Source organism: Klebsiella sp. MBT K-1 (assembly GCF_002556465.1).
Classification (GTDB): domain Bacteria; phylum Pseudomonadota; class Gammaproteobacteria; order Enterobacterales; family Enterobacteriaceae; genus Klebsiella; species Klebsiella grimontii.
In genome coordinates, this window is record NZ_PDEL01000022.1 from 30,370 (window position 1) to 47,122 (window position 16,753).

General features: G+C 56.5%; 14 protein-coding genes and 4 tRNA genes. 17 read left to right on the top strand and 1 reads right to left on the bottom strand.

The genetic code is table 11. The features are described 5' to 3' along the window. Window positions 1–146 precede the first annotated feature (146 nt). The 17 genes from wecA to CMQ96_RS25525 all read left to right on the top strand — a co-directional run bounded on the left by wecA (window position 147) and on the right by CMQ96_RS25525 (window position 15,096). Window positions 147–1,241, top strand: a complete 1,095-nt coding sequence (gene wecA / locus CMQ96_RS25445; protein WP_004127391.1) for a UDP-N-acetylglucosamine--undecaprenyl-phosphate N-acetylglucosaminephosphotransferase — start codon at window positions 147–149, stop codon at window positions 1,239–1,241. 21 nt (window positions 1,242–1,262) lie between these two features. After that, window positions 1,263–2,309, top strand: coding sequence for an ECA polysaccharide chain length modulation protein (gene wzzE / locus CMQ96_RS25450; RefSeq protein ID WP_064342049.1), 1,047 nt, complete (start codon window positions 1,263–1,265; stop codon window positions 2,307–2,309). A gap of 56 nt (window positions 2,310–2,365) precedes the next feature. Continuing rightward, window positions 2,366–3,496, top strand: a complete 1,131-nt coding sequence (gene wecB, locus CMQ96_RS25455; RefSeq protein ID WP_024360631.1) for a non-hydrolyzing UDP-N-acetylglucosamine 2-epimerase — start codon at window positions 2,366–2,368, stop codon at window positions 3,494–3,496. Then, a complete protein-coding gene (gene wecC, locus CMQ96_RS25460) occupies window positions 3,493–4,755 on the top strand; it encodes a UDP-N-acetyl-D-mannosamine dehydrogenase (protein ID WP_004133284.1) in 1,263 nt (420 codons plus the stop codon). Before wecB ends, wecC begins: the two co-directional genes overlap by 4 nt. Further along, entirely contained in the window at window positions 4,752–5,819 is a 1,068-nt protein-coding gene (gene rffG, locus CMQ96_RS25465; RefSeq protein ID WP_049086030.1) for a dTDP-glucose 4,6-dehydratase, read from the top strand. The genes wecC and rffG overlap by 4 nt, the downstream gene beginning before the upstream one ends. An 18-nt stretch (window positions 5,820–5,837) precedes the next feature. Next, complete coding sequence (rfbA, locus tag CMQ96_RS25470) at window positions 5,838–6,719, top strand: glucose-1-phosphate thymidylyltransferase RfbA (protein ID WP_004133281.1); 882 nt, start codon at window positions 5,838–5,840, stop codon at window positions 6,717–6,719. Further along, the gene (rffC, locus tag CMQ96_RS25475) at window positions 6,697–7,371 is read left to right on the top strand and encodes a dTDP-4-amino-4,6-dideoxy-D-galactose acyltransferase (protein ID WP_049131541.1); all 675 of its coding nucleotides are present in this window, start codon (window positions 6,697–6,699) and stop codon (window positions 7,369–7,371) included. Before rfbA ends, rffC begins: the two co-directional genes overlap by 23 nt. A 4-nt stretch (window positions 7,372–7,375) precedes the next feature. After that, window positions 7,376–8,506, top strand: coding sequence for a dTDP-4-amino-4,6-dideoxygalactose transaminase (gene rffA, locus CMQ96_RS25480; RefSeq protein ID WP_024360629.1), 1,131 nt, complete (start codon window positions 7,376–7,378; stop codon window positions 8,504–8,506). A 1-nt stretch (window position 8,507) separates the two neighbouring features. Next, window positions 8,508–9,758 carry a lipid III flippase WzxE gene (gene wzxE / locus CMQ96_RS25485; protein ID WP_049086028.1) on the top strand — a complete coding sequence of 417 codons (1,251 nt, stop codon included), beginning with the start codon at window positions 8,508–8,510 and terminating at the stop codon, window positions 9,756–9,758. Further along, the gene (locus CMQ96_RS25490; protein WP_024360627.1) at window positions 9,755–10,834 is read left to right on the top strand and encodes a TDP-N-acetylfucosamine:lipid II N-acetylfucosaminyltransferase; all 1,080 of its coding nucleotides are present in this window, start codon (window positions 9,755–9,757) and stop codon (window positions 10,832–10,834) included. The genes wzxE and CMQ96_RS25490 overlap by 4 nt, the downstream gene beginning before the upstream one ends. Continuing rightward, a complete protein-coding gene (wzyE, locus tag CMQ96_RS25495; protein ID WP_004133275.1) occupies window positions 10,831–12,177 on the top strand; it encodes an ECA oligosaccharide polymerase in 1,347 nt (448 codons plus the stop codon). Before CMQ96_RS25490 ends, wzyE begins: the two co-directional genes overlap by 4 nt. A gap of 11 nt (window positions 12,178–12,188) precedes the next feature. After that, window positions 12,189–12,929, top strand: coding sequence for a lipopolysaccharide N-acetylmannosaminouronosyltransferase (wecG, locus tag CMQ96_RS25500; protein ID WP_004133273.1), 741 nt, complete (start codon window positions 12,189–12,191; stop codon window positions 12,927–12,929). Between the two features lie 240 nt (window positions 12,930–13,169). After that, window positions 13,170–14,555: an amino acid permease gene (locus CMQ96_RS25505; RefSeq protein WP_004133272.1), complete on the top strand. Its 1,386-nt coding sequence runs from the start codon at window positions 13,170–13,172 to the stop codon at window positions 14,553–14,555. Between the two features lie 102 nt (window positions 14,556–14,657). Then, window positions 14,658–14,734, top strand: a tRNA-Arg gene (locus CMQ96_RS25510). A 55-nt stretch (window positions 14,735–14,789) separates the two neighbouring features. Further along, window positions 14,790–14,865, top strand: a tRNA-His gene (locus CMQ96_RS25515). Window positions 14,866–14,887: 22 nt separating this feature from the next. After that, a tRNA-Leu gene (locus CMQ96_RS25520) sits at window positions 14,888–14,974 on the top strand. 45 nt (window positions 14,975–15,019) lie between these two features. After that, window positions 15,020–15,096, top strand: a tRNA-Pro gene (locus CMQ96_RS25525). Window positions 15,097–15,555: 459 nt separating this feature from the next. Here the strand turns inward: CMQ96_RS25525 and hemY are convergent. Beyond that, window positions 15,556–16,752, bottom strand: a complete 1,197-nt coding sequence (hemY, locus tag CMQ96_RS25530) for a protoheme IX biogenesis protein HemY (protein ID WP_004133271.1) — start codon at window positions 16,750–16,752, stop codon at window positions 15,556–15,558. Window position 16,753: the final 1 nt, after the last annotated feature.

Sequence of the window (16,753 nt, forward strand, 5' to 3'; positions counted from 1 at the left end):
GATGTGTGCAGAATGCTGGCAGGCAGAGACGGCTTTAACAGTCTAAAATTTCTACAATAAATTTGTAATGTTCTGCTTTGCCCCTTCTGGAGTTGAGGCATCATCGTTATACTTCCCGGATTAACTATGCTGAGAGCACATGCGTTGTGAATTTACTCACTGCTATTACTGAATTAATCAGTATTTTCTTATTCACTACCCTGTTTATATTTATCGCCCGCAAGGCGGCAAAAAGAGTTGGGCTGGTGGATAAACCTAACTATCGCAAACGGCATCAGGGTTTGATTCCGTTAGTCGGTGGTATTTCAGTTTTCGCAGGTATTTGTTTTACGTTTGCCATCGCCGATTATTACATTCCCCATGCAAGGTTATACCTGGGGTGTGCCGGGGTGCTTGTGCTGGTCGGCGCGCTGGACGACCGCTTTGATATCAGCGTAAAAATTCGCGCCGTTATTCAGGCCGCTATCGCCGTCATTATGATGATGGTGGGTAATCTTCATCTTAGTAGCCTCGGTTTTATATTCGGCTCTTGGGAGCTGGTGCTCGGCCCCTTTGGCTTCTTCCTCACGCTGTTCGCCGTTTGGGCGGCGATCAATGCTTTCAATATGGTAGATGGTATCGATGGGCTGCTTGGCGGCCTCTCCTCCGTCTCTTTCGCGGCAACGGGAATCATCCTGTGGTTTGATGGCCAGTACAGCTTGGCGATGTGGTGTTTTGCGATGATTGCCGCCATTTTGCCCTATATTTTACTTAACCTCGGTGCGCTTGGTCGTCGCTATAAGGTCTTTATGGGTGATGCCGGCAGCACCATGATTGGCTTTACTATCATCTGGATCCTGCTGGAGACCACGCAGGGAAAAACGCATCCTATTAGCCCGGTCACGGCGCTGTGGATTATTGCTATCCCATTGATGGATATGGTGGCGATTATGTACCGTCGCCTGCGTAAAGGGATGAGTCCATTCTCCCCGGACCGCCAGCATATTCATCACTTAATCATGCGCGCCGGCTTTACTTCCCGCCAGGCATTTGTCCTGATCACCCTGGCCGCCGCGCTGCTGGCCCTGGTTGGCGTGGTGGCGGAATACACCCGCATTGTGCCGGAATGGGTGATGTTAATACTCTTTTTGGTAGCCTTCTTTCTTTATGGCTACTGCATTAAACGCGCCTGGAAAGTGGCGCGCATGGTTAAGCGCATTAGACGCAGAATTCGGCGACACAGCGGCAATAATCCTAATTAACCAAGTCAATCTGGGGACGTGATGACTCAACCATTACCGGGAGCACAAACAGTGAACGTTGAGAATGAGCTGGATATTCGCGGGCTGTTTCGCGCCTTATGGGCAGGAAAAAGCTGGATAGCAGGTATCGCAGTGCTCTTTGCACTGATTGTTCTGGTTTATACCTTTTTTGCTCGCCAGGAGTGGAGCGCGACGGCGATTACCGACCGGCCAACGGTAAACATGCTGGGGGGATACTATTCGCAGCAGCAGTTTTTACGCAATCTCGATATCAAGGCCAATCTCGTCTCGGTCGATCAGCCTTCGGTAATGGATGAAGCTTATAAAGAGTTCATCATGCAGCAGGCGTCATGGGATACCCGCCGCGACTTCTGGCTGCAAACGGACTACTACAAGCAGCGCCAGTCGGGTAACGCTCGCGCCGATGCCGCCCTGCTGGATGACCTGATCAACGATATCCAGTTTATGCCCGGCGATGCGCTAAAAAGCGTCAACGATAGCGTGAAGCTGACGGCGGAAACCGCTCCGGATGCCAATAATCTGCTGCGCCAGTATGTGGCTTTCGCCAGCCAGCGTGCGGCAGGGCATCTGAATGACGAGCTTAAAGGCGCCTGGGCCGCGCGTACCATCCAGATGAAAGCGCAGGTGAAGCGCCAGGAAGAGGTGGCGCGAGAGATTTTCAATCGCCGCATGCATAGCGTGGAACAGGCGCTGAAAGTCGCGCAGCAGCACAATATCTCCCGCAGCGAAACCGATATTCCACCAGACCAGCTGCCGGATTCAGAGCTGTTTTTACTGGGGCGGCCGATGCTGCAGGCCCGACTGGAAAACCTGCAGGCGGTGGGGCCGCAGTACGATCTTGATTATGACCAAAGCCGCGCCATGCTAACGACATTAAACGTTGGGCCGACCCTGGATCCGCGTTTTCAGACTTACAGGTATTTGCGAACGCCTGAAGAACCGGTAAAACGCGATAGCCCGCGCCGCGTGTTTCTGATGGTGATGTGGGGGATTGTGGGCGCGCTCATCGGCGCAGGCGTTGCGTTATCGCGTCGCCGTGTCCAGTGAATGCGGCCCGTGGTGAAGGACATTCAGCCTTTATCACCTAATCGAAGAGAATCGATGTGAAAGTACTAACGGTATTTGGCACGAGACCAGAAGCTATCAAAATGGCGCCTCTGGTTCATGCGCTGGCAAAGGATCCTCATTTTGAGGCGAAAGTTTGCGTGACCGCGCAGCATCGGGAGATGCTCGATCAGGTGTTGAAACTTTTTTCTATTGTTCCGGAATACGACCTTAACATTATGCAGCCGGGGCAGGGTTTGACGGAGATTACCTGTCGCATCCTTGAGGGCTTAAAGCCGGTGCTGGAGTCGTTTAAGCCGGACGTGGTGCTGGTGCATGGCGATACCACCACGACGATGGCGGCAAGCCTGGCCGCTTTTTATCAGCGCATTCCGGTAGGGCATGTGGAAGCCGGGCTGCGTACCGGCGATCTGAGCTCGCCATGGCCGGAAGAGGGGAACCGTACGTTGACCGGACATCTGGCAACGTACCACTTTGCGCCAACGGAAACCTCGCGGCAGAACCTGCTGCGGGAAAACATCGCCGACAATCGGATCGCGGTAACCGGCAATACGGTTATTGACGCGCTGTTCTGGGTGCGCGACCGGGTGTTGAGCGATGAAGCCCTGCGCAACGAACTGACTCAGCGCTATCCCTTCCTCGCCAACGGCAAAAAGATGATTCTGGTCACCGGGCACCGTCGGGAAAGCTTTGGCCGTGGTTTTGAGCAAATCTGCCATGCGCTGGCGGAGATCGCCGCCAACAATCCGGACGTACAAATTGTCTATCCGGTGCATCTGAACCCGAACGTCAGCGAGCCGGTTAAGCGTATTCTCGGCCACGTTGAGAACGTCATGCTTATTGAGCCACAGGATTATCTACCGTTCGTCTGGCTGATGAATCGCGCATGGTTGATCCTGACCGATTCAGGCGGTATCCAGGAAGAAGCGCCATCGCTCGGTAAGCCGGTGCTGGTGATGCGTGACATGACCGAGCGTCCGGAAGCGGTCAGCGCGGGAACCGTGTGCCTGGTGGGCACCGATAGCCAACGCATCGTCAATGAAGTCACGCGCTTGCTGCAAGATGAGTCCGCGTATCAGGCCATGAGCCGGGCGCATAACCCGTACGGCGATGGACAAGCGTGTCATCGTATTTTGTCTGCACTTAAAAATAATCAGGTAACGCTATGAATTTTTCTACCATTTCAGTGATTGGCCTTGGATATATTGGCCTGCCAACCGCTGCCGCGTTCGCCTCCCGGCAAAAGCGGGTGGTCGGCGTTGATATCAATCAACACGCCGTGGAGACCATTAACCGTGGAGAAATTCATATCGTGGAGCCGGATCTGGCGAGCGTCGTCAAAACGGCGGTTGAACAGGGCTACCTGAGCGCCACCACCGCGCCGGTAGCAGCCGACGCCTATCTTATTGCGGTGCCGACGCCGTTTAAAGATCTGCACGAACCGGATATGGTTTTCGTCGAATCGGCGGCGAAATCTATCGCCCCGACGCTGAAGAAAGGCTCGTTGGTTATCCTTGAGTCCACGTCGCCGGTGGGGGCAACCGAGCAGATGGCGGGCTGGCTGGCGGAAATGCGCCCCGATCTGAGTTTCCCCCAGCAGGCTGGCGAAGCGGCCGACGTCAATATCGCCTACTGTCCAGAGCGCGTTTTGCCGGGGCAGGTGATGGTTGAGCTGATTAAAAACGATCGCGTGATTGGCGGCATGTCGCCGGTTTGCTCGGCCCGCGCCAGCGAGCTGTATAAAATCTTCCTTGAAGGCGAATGCGTGGTGACCAACTCGCGCACTGCCGAGATGTGCAAGCTGACTGAAAACAGCTTCCGTGACGTTAATATCGCTTTTGCCAATGAACTTTCGCTAATTTGCGCCGATCAGGGGATTAACGTCTGGGAACTGATTCGCCTGGCGAATCGTCATCCGCGGGTCAATATTCTTCAGCCGGGCCCGGGCGTTGGCGGCCACTGTATCGCGGTCGACCCGTGGTTTATCGTGGCGCAGAATCCGCAGCAGGCTCGGCTTATCCGGACCGCGCGTGAAGTTAACGATCACAAACCAGAATGGGTAATCGACCAGGTGAAAGCGCGAGTCGCCGACTGCCTCGCGGTGAGCAACAAACGCGCCAGCGAGCTAAAAATCGCCTGCTTTGGCCTCGCGTTTAAGCCGAATATTGATGACCTGCGCGAAAGCCCGGCAATGGCTATCGCCGCGCAAATCGCCCGCTGGCACGGCGGCGAAACCCTGGTCGTTGAGCCAAATATTCATCATCTGCCGAAAAAGCTCGACGGACTGTGCGCTCTGGCGACGCTGGACGAAGCGCTGGCGAGCGCCGATGTGCTGGTGATGCTGGTCGATCACAAAGAATTTAAAGCGGTCGGCGGGGATAGCGTTAGCCAGCAGTTTATCGTCGATACCAAAGGGGTGTGGCGGTGAGCACGATTCTGGTCACCGGTGGCGCGGGATTTATCGGTTCGGCGGTGGCGCGCGAAATTATCACTGCAACTACTGATAACGTAGTGGTGGTTGATAAGCTGACCTACGCCGGAAATCTGATGTCGCTGGCGCCTGTTGCCGGGGATCCGCGTTTCGCCTTTGAACAGGTGGATATCTGCGATCGTGCCGAACTGGACCGTGTCTTCCACCACTATCAGCCCGATATCGTGATGCATCTTGCCGCCGAAAGCCACGTCGACCGCTCTATTGATGGTCCGGCGTCGTTTATCGAAACCAACATTGTCGGTACCTATACGCTGCTTGAAGCGGCGCGTGCTTACTGGAATACGCTGGGGAACGAAAAAAAATCGGTCTTTCGCTTCCACCATATCTCAACGGATGAGGTCTATGGCGATCTGCACGATAGCGGCGCGTTTTTTACCGAAACCACGCCTTATGCGCCCAGCAGTCCCTATTCGGCCTCGAAAGCCAGCAGCGATCATCTGGTACGGGCCTGGCAGCGCACCTACGGACTGCCAACGTTGGTGACCAACTGCTCGAATAACTACGGGCCGTATCACTTCCCGGAAAAACTGATCCCGCTGACCATCCTGAATGCGCTGGCGGGTAAAGCGCTGCCGGTTTATGGCAATGGCGAGCAGATTCGCGACTGGCTGTTCGTTGAAGATCACGCCAGGGCGCTCTATCAGGTAGCAACGCGCGGTGAGCCGGGCGAAACGTATAATATTGGCGGCCATAATGAACGGAAGAATATCGAGGTGGTAGAAACCATTTGCGATCTGCTGGAAGAGCTGGCGCCGCACAAGCCGAATGGCCTGGCGCGCTATCGCGATCTCATCACTTTTGTTGCCGACCGTCCCGGCCACGACCTACGCTACGCCATTGACGCGACGAAAATAGAGCGGGAGCTGGGCTGGACGCCGAATGAAACGTTTACCAGCGGGATGCGCAAAACGGTTGCGTGGTATCTGGCCAATGAATCCTGGTGGCGGCAGGTGCTGGACGGCAGCTATCAGGGTGAACGCCTGGGGCTGCATGGCTGAGCGCTTGAGGGGGGAAAAATGAAAGGTATTATTCTGGCAGGCGGATCGGGGACACGTCTGCATCCGATCACGCGCGGCGTCTCAAAACAGCTGCTACCTATCTACGACAAGCCGATGATCTACTATCCGCTCTCGGTGCTGATGCTGGCCGGGATCCGCGAAGTGTTGATCATTACCACTCCGGATGACCAGCGTGATTTCCAACGACTGCTTGGTGATGGTTCGGAGTTCGGCGTGCAGCTAAGCTACGCCGCACAGCCAAGCCCGGACGGGCTGGCGCAGGCTTTTATCATTGGAGAGGCTTTTCTCAACGGTGAACCATCATGTCTGGTGCTGGGCGATAACATCTTTTTCGGCCAGGGGTTTAGTCCGAAGCTGCGTAGCGTCGCGGCCCGCATGACCGGGGCGACGGTGTTCGGCTATCAGGTGATGGACCCGGAACGCTTTGGCGTGGTGGAGTTTGATGACGATTTCCGCGCGATTTCGCTGGAGGAGAAGCCAAAGCAGCCCAAATCCAACTGGGCGGTAACCGGCCTCTATTTCTACGACGGTAAAGTCGCGGAATACGCGAAACGGGTTAAACCCTCGGCGCGCGGCGAGTTGGAGATCACCTCCATCAATCAAATGTATCTCGACGATGGCGCGCTGACGGTTGAGTTGCTGGGCCGCGGTTTTGCCTGGCTCGACACCGGCACGCACGATAGCCTGATCGAGGCCAGCATGTTTGTGCAAACGGTGGAAAAACGTCAGGGTTTCAAGATTGCCTGCCTGGAAGAGATCGCCTGGCGCAACGGCTGGCTGGACGACGACGGCGTAAAGCGCGCGGCGAAACGGCTGGAAAAAACTGGCTACGGCCAATACTTACTGGATTTACTCCGTGCCCGTCCGCGCCAGTATTAAACCCCTTGAATGGGAAAACCGCTTCTTCGGCGTCAATAGCGCTATCGTACGCTTTGGCGACGATGCGCCGCCGCTGACGGCGCAAGCGCTGGCCGGATGGTCGCGGGTGCAGGCGAAAGTCGCGGCGGATGATGTCGCGCGTCTGGACGCACTGCAGGCATTGGGCTTCCGGCTGGTGGAGGGCGAGGTCGATCTCGCGCTTTCGCCTGCGGCTTCTGATGATAGCGGCGCCGAGCCGGCGACCGCGGTGGATATCCCCCGGCTGCGCGAGCTGGCGGCGCTGGCCTTTGCGCAGAGCCGTTTTCGTGCCCCCTGGTACGCAGCCGATGCCAGCGGTCGTTTCTATGCCCAGTGGATTGAAAATGCGGTGCGCGGGACTTTCGATCATCAGTGTCTGGTGTTTCGCGCCCCTGATGGTGATATTCGCGCGTTTGTCTCCCTGCGCCAACTCAGCGAGCGCGAGGCGAGGATTGGCCTGCTGGCCGGACGCGGCGCCGGAGTGGAATTAATGCAGGCAGCCCAGCGCTGGGCCGCGCTGCGTGGGCTGACGACACTGCGGGTGGCGACCCAGATGGGCAACACCGCCGCGCTTAAACGTTACATTCTTAGCGGTGCGAATATCGAAAGCACCGCGTACTGGTTATACAGGTGACATGATGATTCCATTTAACGCGCCGCCGGTGGTGGGAACCGAACTTGATTATATGCAGTCCGCGATGGGCAGCGGCAAGCTGTGCGGCGATGGCGGTTTTACCCGCCGCTGTCAGCAGTGGATGGAGCAGCGTTTCGGCACCGCCAAAGCGCTGCTGACGCCGTCCTGCACCGCTTCGCTGGAGATGGCAGCGCTGCTGCTGGACATCCAGCCGGGCGATGAAGTGATTATGCCGAGTTATACCTTCGTCTCCACCGCCAACGCCTTTGTGCTGCGCGGCGCGAAAATCGTCTTCGTTGATATTCGTCGCGATACCATGAATATTGATGAAACGCTGATTGAAGCGGCCATTACCGAGAAAACCCGCGCGATTGTGCCGGTCCACTACGCCGGCGTGGCCTGCGAGATGGACACCATTATGGCTATCGCCAGCAAGCATAATCTGTTTGTGGTGGAGGATGCCGCTCAGGGCGTGATGTCGACTTATAAAGGTCGGGCGCTCGGCACTATCGGCCATATTGGCTGCTTCAGCTTCCATGAAACCAAAAACTACACCGCGGGCGGTGAAGGCGGCGCGACGCTGATTAACGATCGCAAGCTGATCGAGCGCGCAGAGATCATTCGTGAAAAAGGCACCAACCGCAGCCAGTTTTTCCGTGGTCTGGTGGATAAATATACCTGGCGCGATATCGGCTCCAGCTATCTGATGTCCGATTTACAGGCCGCCTACCTGTGGGCGCAACTGGAAGCGGCGGAGCGGATTAACCAGCAGCGCCTGGCGCTGTGGCAGAACTACTACGATGCCCTGCTGCCGCTGGCGCGGGCTGGACGTATCGATCTGCCGATCGTTCCTGCCGACTGCGGGCAAAATGCGCACATGTTCTATATCAAGCTGCGCGATATTGACGATCGCAGCAAGCTGATCGCCTGGCTGAAAGAGGCGGAGATTCTGGCGGTGTTCCACTATATCCCGCTGCACAGCTGCCCGGCCGGAGAAACCTTCGGCGAGTTCCACGGGACGGATCGCTACACCACTCAGGAGAGCGAACGCCTGCTGCGTCTGCCGTTATTCTACAACCTGTCGAACGTCAACCAGCGCACGGTAATTAACTCGCTGCTGAGCTATTTCTCCTGATATGTCGCTGGCAAAAGCGTCTCTGTGGACCGCGGCGTCCACGCTGGTCAAAATCGGCGCCGGTCTGCTGGTGGTTAAGCTGCTGGCCGTGTCGTTCGGCCCGGCAGGGGTAGGGCAGGCGGGTAACTTCCGCCAGCTGGTGACCGTACTTGGCGTACTGGCGGGGGCCGGGATATTTAACGGCGTCACTAAGCTGGTAGCCCAGCATCATGACGATCGCCGGCAGTTGTACAACGTCGTTGGCACCGCTTCGGCGATGGTACTGGGTTTCTCCACCCTGCTGGCGCTGATCTTCCTGCTGGCGGCCGCGCCAATTAGCCAGGGGCTGTTCGGCCATCAGCAATATCAGAACCTGGTGCGGCTGGTGGCCCTGGTGCAGATGGGGATCGCCTGGGCGAATTTCCTGTTAGCGCTGATGAAAGGTTTTCGCGATGCGGCGGGCAATGCGCTGTCGCTTATCGCCGGGAGCCTGATTGGCGTGGCGGCGTACTATGCCTGCTACCGTTTCGGCGGCTACCAGGGCGCATTGCTGGGACTGGCGCTGGTTCCCGCGCTGGTGGTGGTGCCAGCGGCCTTCGTACTGTGGCGACGCGGTAATATTCCGCTGAGCGCGCTGCGCCCGCGTTGGGACAACGGCCTGGCGGGGCAGCTGTCCAAATTTACCCTGATGGCGCTGATTACCTCGGTGACGCTGCCGGTCGCCTACGTGATGATGCGTAACCTGCTGGCGGCCCATTATGGTTGGGACGCGGTGGGGATCTGGCAAGGGGTGAGCAGCATTTCCGACGCCTATCTGCAGTTTATTACCGCCTCATTTAGCGTTTATCTGTTACCGACATTGTCCCGGCTAACGGCGAAAGCGGATATCACCCGCGAAATTGGCAAAGCGTTAAAATTTGTTCTCCCGGCGGTGGCGGCAGCAAGCTTAACGGTGTGGCTGCTGCGCGATTTCGCTATCTGGCTACTTTTTTCCGATCGTTTCACGGCGATGCGCGACCTGTTTGCCTGGCAACTGGTGGGCGATGTACTGAAGGTGGGGGCGTACGTCTATGGCTATCTGGTGATCGCCAAAGCCTCGCTGCGTTTTTATATTTTGACGGAAATCAGCCAGTTCGCGCTGTTGACCGCATTCTCGCACTGGCTTATCCCGGTGCATGGCGCAATCGGCGCGGCGCAGGCGTATATGGCTACTTATATTGTTTATTTCGCTCTCTGTAGCGGCGTGTTTTTACTTTGGCGTAAACGGGCATGACAGCACTGATACATGTACTGGGATCGGATATCCCGCACCACAACCAGACCGTGCTGCGGTTCTTTAATGATGAGCTGGCCGTCGATGACGAGCAGGCGCGTATATTTATGGTCGTCGGTGAGGAGACAGGGATCCGCGCAGCCTATCCCGCGCTCTCCATCAGCTGTTATCCGGGGAAAAAGTCGCTGGCGCAGGCGGTTATCGCGCTGGCAAAAGCGAACCGGCAGCAGCGCTTTTTCTTTCACGGCCAGTTCAATACCGGCCTGTGGCTGGCGCTGCTCAGCGGCGGGATCCGCCCGGCGCAGTTTAACTGGCATATCTGGGGAGCGGACCTGTATGAGAACTCCGCCAGCCTGAAGTTTCGTCTGTTTTATCCCCTGCGGCGCATGGCGCAGGGCCGGGTAGGGCGCGTGTTTGCTACCCGCGGCGATCTGAGCTGGTTCGCCGCCCGCCATTCGGGCGTGCCGGGTGAGCTGCTCTACTTCCCGACCCGCATGGATCCGGCGCTGAATTCGCTCGCCGATAGCGCCCCGCGCGGCGACACGCTGACTATCCTGGTGGGTAATTCCGGCGACCGCAGCAACGAGCATATCGCGGCGCTGCGCGCGATTCGCCAGCAGTTTGGCGATACGGTTAACGTTGTCGTGCCGATGGGCTATCCGGCCAATAATAGCGACTACATTAACGAAGTTCGCGAGGCCGGCGCGGCTCTGTTCAGCCCACAGCATCTCCAGGTATTGAGCGACAAGCTGGCGTTTGATGATTATCTTGCGCTGCTGCGCCGCTGCGATCTGGGCTACTTCCTGTTTGCCCGCCAGCAGGGTATCGGCACGCTATGCCTGCTGATTCAGGCGGGGATCCCTTGCGTGCTGAATCGGGATAATCCCTTCTGGCAGGATATGTCGGAGCAGCATATTCCGGTACTCTTTACCCGCGATGCGCTGGACGTGAGCGTTGTGCGTGAAGCACAGCGCCAGCTGGCCGGCGTGGATAAAAATCAGATCGCCTTCTTCCGTCCGAATTATCTGACGGGCTGGCGACGAGCGTTGCGGATTGCCGCGGGGGTGGACGCATGACATTAATGCAATTTAGCGGGCTGCTGCTGGTCTGGCTGCTGTCGACGCTTTTTATCGCCACCGCCACGTACTTTGAATTTCGTCGCGTGCGCTTCAACTTCAACGTTTTTTTCTCGCTGCTGTTTCTGCTGACCTTTTTCTTTGGCTTCCCGCTGACCAGTATTCTGGTGTTTCGCTTTGACGTCGCGGTCGCCCCGCCGGAAATTCTGCTGCAAACCCTGTTGGTTTCCGTCTGTTTTTATGCGGTTTACTATGCCACCTACAAAACGCGGCTACGCTCGGCGACGCGCGGCCATTCGCATCGTCCGCTGTTTACGATGAATCGCGTGGAGACCCATCTGACCTGGGGCATTTTACTGGGGCTGGCGCTGCTCTGCGTCGGCATCTTCTTTGCGCACAACGGCTTTCTGCTATTCAAGCTCAACTCCTATAGCCAGATCTTCTCCAGCGAAGTTTCCGGCGTGGCGCTAAAGCGCTTCTTCTACTTTTTCATCCCGGCAATGCTGGTGGTCTATTTTCTGCGTCAGGATTATAAAGCGTGGATATTCTTCCTCGTTAGCACCGTCGCCTTTGGCCTGCTGACCTACGCCATCGTTGGCGGCACCCGGGCGAACATTATCATCGCTTTTGCCATTTTCCTGTTTATCGGCATCATTCGCGGCTGGATCAGCCTGTGGATGCTGGCGGCGGCGGGCGTGCTGGGCATCGTCGGTATGTTCTGGCTGGCGCTCAAACGCTACGGTATGAACGTCAGCGGCGATGAGGCGTTTTATACTTTCCTCTATCTGACCCGCGACACCTTCTCGCCGTGGGAGAACCTGGCCCTGCTGCTGCAAAACTACGACAAGATTGAGTTTCAGGGACTGGCGCCCATCGTCCGGGATTTCTATGTCTTTATCCCCAGCTGGTTGTGGCACGGTCGGCCGACAATGGTGCTCAATACCGCGAACTATTTCACCTGGGACGTGCTGAATAACCATTCTGGCCTGGCGATTTCGCCGACCCTGATTGGCTCGCTGGTAGTGATGGGAGGCGTCTGGTTCGTGCCGCTGGGAGCGGTAGCGGTTGGGCTGATCATTAAATGGTTTGACTGGCTGTACGAGCTTGGCAACCGGGAGACGAACCGCTATAAAGCGGCGATCCTGCACAGTTTCTGTTTTGGCGCTATCTTCAACATGATCGTGCTGGCGCGTGAAGGGCTGGATTCATTTGGTTCCCGCGTGGTTTTTTTCCTCGTCATCTTTGGGATCTGCCTGCTGGCGGCAAAACTGCTGTACTGGTTCCTGGATAGCGTGGGGCTGATTCACAAGCGGGCTAAACCGCTGACGCAACCTCAAGTCTGATAAGGGTGTACATGACTGAGACCACATCCGCGCCGTTGTATCTGCTGAGAGGGCTACAACTCATTGGTTGGCGCGATATGCAACACGCTCTGGATTATCTGTACGCCGACGGCGAGATCCGTACGGGGACGCTGGTGGCGATTAATGCAGAGAAGATGCTGGCGGTAGAAGACAGCCCCGACGTTCGGGCGCTGATCGAAGCCGCAGAATTCAAATACGCTGACGGCATCAGCGTAGTTCGCTCATTACGTAAAAAATATCCTCAGTCGCAAGTGTCGCGCGTCGCCGGCGCGGATTTATGGGAAGCCCTGATGGCGCGCGCAGGCGCTCAGGGAACGCCGGTATTTCTGATCGGCGGCAAGCCCGAGGTACTGGCGCAAACGGAGCAGCAGCTTCGCCAGCGCTGGAATGTGAATATCGTTGGAAGCCAGGACGGCTATTTTGCCGCTGACCAGCGTCAGGCGCTATTTGAGCGTATCCGCGATAGCGGGGCGAAGATCGTCACGGTGGCGATGGGCTCGCCGCGTCAGGAAATCCTGATGCGCGACTGTCGGGACGTTTATCCGCAGGCGCTGTATATGGGCGTGGGCGGTACCTACGACGTCTTTACTGGCCACGTGCAGCGGGCGCCGAAGTTCTGGCAGGACCTGGGTCTGGAGTGGTTCTATCGACTGGTTTCGCAGCCGAGCCGCATAAAAAGGCAGGCGCGCCTGCTGCGCTATTTACGCTGGTATTACACCGGTAAGCTGTGACATTCCACTGCAAGCGGGCGGGTTTACCTGGGTATTCTGTGTAATGTCTTCACTCGCCTGATACTTTATTTGCCATTTCCCTCAAATTCATTAACCATTCGCATGCTTAAAACGCGACGGTCAGTTTACCGTCGCGCAGGCAGGGCTATTCCATTTTATTCATTCATAAAAATAACCGGTATAGACACATCCTGGTTGGGATGCGCTTAAACCCGGAGCAGGGCAAACACAAGAGGTTATATGACTGAGAAAAAAGCGGAACTTCAGCGGGGACTGGAGGCGCGACACATTGAGCTAATCGCCCTTGGCGGCACGATTGGCGTGGGGTTATTTATGGGCGCGGCAAGTACGCTCAAGTGGGCCGGACCTTCGGTTCTGCTGGCGTATATTATTGCCGGGCTCTTTGTCTTCTTTATCATGCGTTCGATGGGCGAAATGCTGTTCCTTGAACCGGTAACCGGCTCGTTCGCCGTTTATGCCCACCGCTATATGAGCCCGTTTTTCGGCTATCTCACCGCATGGTCCTACTGGTTTATGTGGATGGCGGTCGGGATATCGGAGATTACGGCGATCGGGGTCTATGTCCAGTTCTGGTTCCCGGAGATGGCGCAGTGGATACCGGCGCTTATCGCGGTTGGGCTGGTAGCGCTGGCGAATCTGGCGGCGGTACGTCTGTACGGCGAAATTGAATTCTGGTTCGCCATGATTAAGGTCACCACCATTATTGTGATGATCGTGGTGGGGCTGGGCGTTATTTTCTTTGGCTTTGGCAACGGCGGACACGCTATTGGCTTTGGCAATCTGACCGAGCACGGTGGCTTCTTCGCCGGCGGCTGGAAGGGTTTCCTGACGGCGCTGTGTATCGTGGTCGCTTCCTACCAGGGCGTCGAGCTTATCGGCATTACGGCCGGTGAAGCGAAGAACCCGCAGGTCACGCTGCGCAGCGCGGTAGGCAAAGTGCTGTGGCGAATCCTGATTTTCTACGTGGGGGCGATTTTCGTGATCGTCACTATTTTCCCGTGGGATCAGATTGGCTCCAACGGCAGTCCGTTCGTGCTGACCTTTGCCAAAATCGGCATCACCGCGGCGGCAGGTATTATTAACTTTGTAGTACTCACGGCGGCGCTGTCCGGCTGTAACAGCGGAATGTACAGCTGCGGACGCATGCTCTACGCGCTGGCAAGGAATCGTCAGCTGCCTGCGGCCATCGCCAAAGTCTCGCGCAACGGCGTACCCTCGGCGGGCGTGGCGCTATCGATCCTGATTCTGCTGGTCGGTTCGTGCCTGAACTACATTATCCCTAATCCACAGCGGGTTTTCGTCTACGTCTACAGCGCCAGCGTGCTGCCGGGCATGGTACCGTGGTTTGTGATTCTGATTAGCCAGCTGCGTTTTCGTCTCGTGCATAAAGAAGCCATGGCCAGCCATCCGTTTCGCTCGCTGCTGTTCCCGTGGGCAAACTATTTGACCATGGCGTTCCTGGTTTGCGTGCTAATAGGTATGGGATTTAACGACGATACGCGTATGTCGCTCTTTGTCGGAATAATTTTCCTTGCCGCCGTGACGCTTATTTATAAGGTATTTGGCCTTGGTCGACGCGGAAATGTTGATAATGTGGCGCAATAAGCAACAAAACGCACAAAGCATGAGCAAACGATAATTTTCTTTAAAAAGGCACTAGACAGCGGGGTAGGAAGTCCGTATTATCCGACCCCGCAACGGCGCTAAGCGCCCGTAGCTCAGCTGGATAGAGCGCTGCCCTCCGGAGGCAGAGGTCTCAGGTTCGAATCCTGTCGGGCGCACCATTTACCCGGTGCTGGAGCTGCGGTGGTTTCAATACCGCGTAAAAGATTTGCAGTGGTGGCTATAGCTCAGTTGGTAGAGCCCTGGATTGTGATTCCAGTTGTCGTGGGTTCGAATCCCATTAGCCACCCCATTATTTAGAAAGTTGTGATATTGCGAAGGTGGCGGAATTGGTAGACGCGCTAGCTTCAGGTGTTAGTGTTCTTACGGACGTGGGGGTTCAAGTCCCCCCCCTCGCACCACGACTTTATAAAGAATTGAACTAAAAATTCAAAAAAGCAGTACATCGGCGAGTAGCGCAGCTTGGTAGCGCAACTGGTTTGGGACCAGTGGGTCGGAGGTTCGAATCCTCTCTCGCCGACCAATTTTGAACCCCGCTTCGGCGGGGTTTTTTGTTTTCTGATTTTGCAAAAAAAACTCTTTTATCTTCCTGATATCGCAAATAATATTCCGCTAATCACAATGCTATTTATTCTCCAGAATAGTCCCAATTCCCTGTTCGGGTAGATGCATTTTCTACCGATCCTATGCGATAATAACCGGGTAGATGCTCATTCCATCTCTTATGTTCGCCTTAGTGCCTCATAAACTCAGGAATGATGCAGAGCCGTTTACGGTGCTTATCGTCCACTGACAGATGTCGCGCAAGCCTCATCAAACACCATGGACACTACGTTGAGTGAAGCACCCAATTTGTTGTCAAACAGACCTGTTTTAACGCCTGCTCTGGTTTCAGAGCAGGCGTTTTTTTCTTTTCAGGGATCGGAAAGCGTTCAGGCGGGAAGAGAAGAGATTCTCGCCCCCGGCGGAGGCGAGAATCGCATTATTGCTGCGGGTTGTTTTGCAGGGTTAACAGCAGGCCGTCGCGACGCATCGTCGCCGCTTCTTCCGGCTGATGCAGGCGGTCGAGGGTATCGGCCAGCCACGCGTAGTCAAACGCATCCGGGCGCTGCTTGAGCGCAGCGCGGAACGCAATGCTGGCTTCCTGCCACTCGCCGTGGCGCATGAGCGATTGTCCCAGCGTACTCCACAGCAGCGGGCGGTCGCCGACCGTTTTAATCTGCTGACGCAGCACTTTTTCCAGCTGTTCCGGATTATTGGTTTTCAGCCGCGGGATCGGCATGACCAGACGGTCGTCGTAGTGCTTTTTCAGACCATCGATAATAATCTGCTGCGCGGTATCATGGTCGTCGCTTTCGATAAGGCGATTCGCCATTGCCACCTGTAGCGCCACCTGGCTGCGGGTTTTACGGTTCTGGTTTTTCCACCAGCCGCGCAAACCTTCGCTGCCGCCGTCGGCCAGCGTTTTATCCATCAGACCAATCCACGCCAGCTGTTCCAGTTCGGCGCGGTGCTCTTCATCGCTGACGTCGGCTTTCGCCATTGACGGAATGATATCCAGCAGCGAATTCCAGGCTCCGGTACGAATGTAGGCCTGCTCGGCGAGGCGCAGGACCTCCGGATGACGCGGCGTGATCTCCAGCAGCTTGTCGATACCGTGGCGGGCGGCGTGGTTTTCATTACGCGCCAGCTGCAGACGTACGCGGGTGATTTCGACAGGAATCAGGTCGTCGCCGGCGAGCTCGGTGGCGCGCTCCAGATGCTGGTTGGCGCGAGCTTCATCCCCTCGCTGCTGAGCGGCTTCTGCCGCCAGCAGGTAGTTCACAACCGGCTGCTCAGCGTGATCGGCATTTTTCGCCATCAGCTTCTCAACCTGCTGATAATCGCCTTCCGCCAGCTTCAGCAGCGCCTGCTCGGTTTGCTTACGGGCGCGACGACGTTTGCGGCCCACGAACCAGCCGCGGGTATGCGCGCCGGTGCGGAAAATACGCCGTAGCAGCCACTCAATGGCAAACAGCACCACCATGGTGAGGATCATGATGATCGCTAGCCCGGTGACGCTGGTTTCAATGTTGTAGTTATCGGTCTGGATCAAGACGTAGCCCTGATGACCGGCGATCATCGGGCCAACAACGATCCCGGCAAGCAGCAGCGCGAAGAGTAAGAGAATTTTCAACATG

What these genes read in the sequence shown, in the direction of transcription:
- rffA (WP_024360629.1), top strand. Translation starts at nt 7,376, where the DNA reads ATGATTCCATTTAACGCGCCGCCGGTGGTGGGAACCGAACTTGATTAT.
- hemY (WP_004133271.1), bottom strand. Translation starts at nt 16,752, where the DNA reads ATGTTGAAAATTCTCTTACTCTTCGCGCTGCTGCTTGCCGGGATCGTT.
- wzxE (WP_049086028.1), top strand. Translation starts at nt 8,508, where the DNA reads ATGTCGCTGGCAAAAGCGTCTCTGTGGACCGCGGCGTCCACGCTGGTC.
- CMQ96_RS25490 (WP_024360627.1), top strand. Translation starts at nt 9,755, where the DNA reads ATGACAGCACTGATACATGTACTGGGATCGGATATCCCGCACCACAAC.
- wzyE (WP_004133275.1), top strand. Translation starts at nt 10,831, where the DNA reads ATGACATTAATGCAATTTAGCGGGCTGCTGCTGGTCTGGCTGCTGTCG.
- rfbA (WP_004133281.1), top strand. Translation starts at nt 5,838, where the DNA reads ATGAAAGGTATTATTCTGGCAGGCGGATCGGGGACACGTCTGCATCCG.
- wecC (WP_004133284.1), top strand. Translation starts at nt 3,493, where the DNA reads ATGAATTTTTCTACCATTTCAGTGATTGGCCTTGGATATATTGGCCTG.
- wzzE (WP_064342049.1), top strand. Translation starts at nt 1,263, where the DNA reads ATGACTCAACCATTACCGGGAGCACAAACAGTGAACGTTGAGAATGAG.
- CMQ96_RS25505 (WP_004133272.1), top strand. Translation starts at nt 13,170, where the DNA reads ATGACTGAGAAAAAAGCGGAACTTCAGCGGGGACTGGAGGCGCGACAC.
- wecG (WP_004133273.1), top strand. Translation starts at nt 12,189, where the DNA reads ATGACTGAGACCACATCCGCGCCGTTGTATCTGCTGAGAGGGCTACAA.